The sequence below is a fragment of the Calderihabitans maritimus genome (assembly GCF_002207765.1).
GTDB classification, from domain to species: Bacteria; Bacillota; KKC1; order Calderihabitantales; family Calderihabitantaceae; genus Calderihabitans; species Calderihabitans maritimus.
On sequence record NZ_BDGJ01000181.1, the window covers coordinates 10,218 to 14,164 of the forward strand.

Genomic DNA, 3,947 nt, shown 5'->3' on the forward strand with positions numbered 1-3,947 from the left:
GCTCTGGAATATTCCCGTGGTTCTGGTAACCCACTGCCGCTGCGAGGAGCAGTTGGCCGACAGGGTTCTGCTCCCGGAGAGGTCCCGGGGTAAAATAAGCTGGGTTGGTTGATAGATGAAGGCAGTTTAGGCGAAACAGCAAAAATTAACCAGGAGGCGATATTTTTGCGGGTTTTAGTCATACAGCACGTGGCAGCTTTATTGAGAATCTGTGCGAAATCCTGCAGGGTAGGGTATAATAGGGGGTGTAAAGTATCCACTGCAGGGATGGTGGTCCTAGTTGAAATTAGCATTGGTGCAGTTTAACCCTACGGTCGGAGATGTAATCGGTAATGCGGGGCGAATTTTGGAGGCAGTAGATAAGGCGGTGGAAATTGGGGCTGATCTGGTAATTTTCCCGGAGCTTTCCCTGGTCGGCTACCCGCCGCGGGATCTTCTCTGGCGGCCAGAGCTTTTACGAGCGGTGGAAAAAGTGCTCAAAGAGGAGATTGCTCCTGCCAGCAGGAAAATAGGGATCCTCCTCGGGGCACCGGTGCAGGATGGGGATAGGCTTTACAACGCCTCCCTTTTATTTCATGGCGGGGAGTTGTATGGGCGCCAGGATAAAACTCTTTTGCCGAGTTACGACGTTTTTGACGAGACCCGTTACTTTAAATCCGCGGAAGCCAGGCAGCCAGTTGTTTTCCGGGGGGTAGCGCTAGGGTTAACGGTCTGTGAGGACATCTGGAACGATAAGGATTATTGGAACCGGAGGTTTTACGAGGTAGACCCGATTGAAGAGTTGGTGGCTCGGGGAGCCGAGGTTCTGTTCAATATTTCTGCTTCACCGTATCACTACGGGAAGCGGCGCCTGCGGGCCGACATGCTAGCCCATACCGCCCGGAAGTACGGCTGCCCGGTGGTTTACGTGAACCAGGTGGGAGGAAACGACGAACTCATCTTTGACGGCTCGAGCCTTGTTTTCAATTCTCAAGGGGAGCTGGTCTGGGAAGGACGGGCGTTCGCGGAAGATTTCGGTGTGGTGGATATTGCGTCGCCCCCGGCAGGGAAAGAGCCGACGCAGGTAAAGGATGATATTTCCTATGTTCACGCGGCGTTGGTGCTGGGAATCCGTGATTATTTCCGGAAGACGGGATTCAGGCGCGCAGTAGTTGGCCTGAGCGGCGGTATTGATTCCTCGGTGGTGGCTGTGCTGGCGGCAGACGCCCTTGGACCAGAGAACGTACTTGGGGTGGGAATGCCCTCCCGGTATTCTTCGCCCAGTAGTTTGCGGGATGCTGAAGCGTTGGCGCACAACCTCGGTATCGGCTGGCGGGCAATATCGATTGATAAAATCTTTACCGCTTATCTTGAAACTCTTAACCCTAGCCGTGAGCCCCTTATGGACGTGGCCGAAGAGAACATCCAGGCCCGTATCCGAGGAAATATCCTCATGTTTATTTCCAACCGGGAAGGTTTCCTGCCGTTGAGTACCGGCAACAAGTCGGAACTGGCGGTCGGCTACTGCACCCTTTACGGGGATATGTCCGGAGGACTAGCGGTTTTGGCTGACGTTCCTAAAATGATGGTTTACGAACTAGCAAGGTACATCAATCGAGACCGGGAAATCATTCCGGCCAGCGTGCTGGTAAAACCCCCTTCGGCAGAGCTCCGGCCTGACCAGCGTGACGAAGATACTTTGGCGCCTTACCGGTTGCTTGATCCCATCCTCAGGGCGTACATCGAGGACAATCTCTCGGCTGAAGAAATTACGGCCCAAGGTTTTGAACGTGGGTTCGTGCATGATATAATCCGGCAGGTAGATAGGGCGGAGTTCAAGCGTCGTCAGGCTGCGCCGGGGCTCAGGGTTACTACCAAAGCCTTCGGTATGGGACGGCGCCTGCCTATTGCCTGGCGGCCGGGGTGGTAAAAGGATTGGGGTGGGGAAACGTAGAATACAGGATTGGTAGAAAGCGGGGTGGAGGGATGGGTTACAAAAGCAAATTGAAGGATAAATTTATTGATGCATTGTTCGAAGCGGTTTTACTGTTGGAAAATGAGGAAGAATGCTATCGTTTTTTTGAAGATATATGTACCGTGGCCGAGCTGAAAGCCCTGGCCCAGCGGCTAGAGGTGGCCAAAATGCTGGAACGCAACTGTACTTATTCAGAAATTGCGGAGGCCACCGGAGCCAGCACGGCGACTATCAGCCGGGTGAAACGGGCGCTTAACTATGGGGCCGACGGGTACAAGCTTATTCTGCGCCGATTGGCGGAGAAGGACAAGTAGCGGCTCTAATATTTGTACTAGCTCGTTTCAACGGGTCTCCTTAGGCTGAGTGCTCGGCGCAGTGAGAGGGAACCATAGAGCCAAATAAAACTGTATTGACAAAACGGGGTTTTTATGTTAGCATTACTTTAACGTTTTACCATAGTAAAGAACGGGTGTTGTTAAGGTGACTGAACGGAGGAAAATTTTGGAGCTTCCGGTGGGAGTGAAAGATTTCCTACCCGAGGAGGCGCGGGCGAAGCGACAAATGGAGAACGACCTGGCGGAACTTTTCCGGCGCTGGGGCTACCGGGAAGTAGTAACCCCTACTTTTGAGTATTACCAAACTTTAACCCCAAATGGTTGGAACGGGGAAGAAGATTATCTCTTTAAGTTTATCGACCGTCAGGGACGAATTCTAGCCTTACGCTATGACATGACTATGCCTATTGCCCGGTTGGTATCTATGCGCCTGAGAAGTGAGCCGTTACCTTTACGGCTTTATTACCTGGCCAATGTGTTTCGATATGAAACCCCGCAGGCGGGACGCCAGCGCGAATTTTACCAGGCGGGGGTAGAACTGATTGGCGCGCGAGGCCCCGCGGCCGATGCGGAAGTTATCGCCTTGGCTGTGGAAGCCCTGGAAGCAACCGGCTTACCGGATTTCAAGGTGGGCATAGGGCAGGTAGAAGTGATTAAAGGAATCCTGGAAGATATTGCCTTGCCATCCGAAGGGATACGCTCCATAAAACAGGCCATTGCCCGGAAGGATCATGTAGGATTGGAGCAGGCGCTGGAACAATACGGGGTATCAGAGCAAGACAGGAGATTACTTATAACTGTTTCTAACCTGCACGGTAGTATAGAAGTTTTGGACCGGGCTTTCGAGTTAGTAGAAAGCGAAAGGGCCCGGAAAGCTCTCCAGGAGTTGCGGCAGGTATTTGAAGTCCTGGAGGGATATGGCGTCTCTGGGCGGATTTTTCTGGATTTGGGTATTCTCAGGGATTTCGATTACTATACCGGAACTGTGTTTGAAGGTTATGTAGCCGGGCTTGGTTTTCCCATTTGCGGGGGAGGTCGTTACGACCACCTGCTGGGCAAATTTGGCTACGCGTGTCCTGCTACCGGTTTTGCCTTAGGGGTAGAGCGGGTGATGATGGCATTAAAAAATATTGACCGGGAAAAACCGACGGGCATCCGGTATCTGGTTTGCGGTAGTCCCTACGGGAAAGTGTTGGAAAAGGCTCGAGAACTGCGGGAAAAAGGGTATTCGGTAGAAGTAGACCTGTTAGGGTTATCACCGGAGGAAATTGCTGATTATGCAAAAAAACGCGGTATAGGTGAAGTTATCTGGGTTGGGGAGGAAGCAAATTGAACTTGGAGAAGCTGACCATAGCTCTTCCGAAAGGGAAACTGGGTGCCGATGCGGTCGACCTGATTCGCCGGGCAGGCCTGCCCTGGGAGGGGTTGCAGACTGATGCCCGGAAATTAATATTCGAATATCCCGAAGCTGCTATAACCTATATTATATGCCGCCCTACGGACATTCCTACGTATGTGGATTATGGAGCGGCGGACCTGGGAATAGTGGGCAAGGATACCATCGAGGAAGCCAATGTTAACGTTTTTGAACTGGTAGATTTAAAGTTTGGTTACTGTAAATTTGTAGTGGCGGTTCCCGCCAGCCGGCTGGAAAGGGA

4 protein-coding genes are annotated in these 3,947 nt (G+C 52.2%); all 4 read left to right on the top strand.

All coding sequences use genetic code 11. The annotated features are described in order from the left end of the window. Window positions 1-280: 280 nt before the first annotated feature. On the top strand, window positions 281-1,909 hold the full coding sequence (locus KKC1_RS13480; RefSeq protein ID WP_088554957.1) for an NAD+ synthase: 1,629 nt from the start codon (window positions 281-283) through the stop codon (window positions 1,907-1,909). 56 nt (window positions 1,910-1,965) lie between these two features. After that, window positions 1,966-2,268, top strand: a complete 303-nt coding sequence (locus KKC1_RS13485) for a YerC/YecD family TrpR-related protein (protein WP_088554959.1) — start codon at window positions 1,966-1,968, stop codon at window positions 2,266-2,268. Between the two features lie 166 nt (window positions 2,269-2,434). Continuing rightward, on the top strand, window positions 2,435-3,622 hold the full coding sequence (gene hisZ / locus KKC1_RS13490; protein ID WP_192868248.1) for an ATP phosphoribosyltransferase regulatory subunit: 1,188 nt from the start codon (window positions 2,435-2,437) through the stop codon (window positions 3,620-3,622). Beyond that, window positions 3,619-3,947, top strand: a 329-nt coding sequence (gene hisG / locus KKC1_RS13495; RefSeq protein ID WP_088554958.1) for an ATP phosphoribosyltransferase, incomplete at its 3' end; no start/stop codon positions are given. The genes hisZ and hisG, both read left to right, overlap by 4 nt.

Bases quoted from the DNA above. Each gene is read 5' to 3' on its own strand.
- KKC1_RS13485 (WP_088554959.1), top strand. From the start codon at position 1,966: ATGGGTTACAAAAGCAAATTGAAGGATAAATTTATTGATGCATTGTTC.